Raw genomic sequence first — 292 nt, 5'->3', positions numbered from 1 at the left:
AGTAAGAGTTGAAAATACCAACTCTGGTCCGTTGGTCAAGGGGTTAAGACACCGCCTTTTCACGGCGGTAACACGGGTTCGAATCCCGTACGGACTATGGTATGTTGCGGTTGGAACACTTGATGAAAAAAACTTAAAAAAGTTTCAAAAAAGTGTTGACAAGCGAAAGCAGCTGTGATATACTAATATAGTTGTCGCTTGAGAGAAGCGAGTGACAAAGACCTTTGAAAACTGAACAAGACGAACCAATGTGCAGGGCACTACAACTGAAGTTGTAGTACTGAACAATGAA

1 tRNA gene is annotated in these 292 nt (G+C 42.1%); it reads left to right on the top strand.

The features are described 5' to 3' along the window. Positions 1–25 precede the first annotated feature (25 nt). Positions 26–97 (top strand) — tRNA-Glu (locus HW098_RS10185). Positions 98–292: the final 195 nt, after the last annotated feature.

The organism is Streptococcus sp. 1453 (genome assembly GCF_013276955.1).
Classification (GTDB): domain Bacteria; phylum Bacillota; class Bacilli; order Lactobacillales; family Streptococcaceae; genus Streptococcus.
The sequence above is the reverse complement of the archived record's forward strand: the minus strand, read 5'-3'. Positions and strand labels throughout refer to the sequence as shown.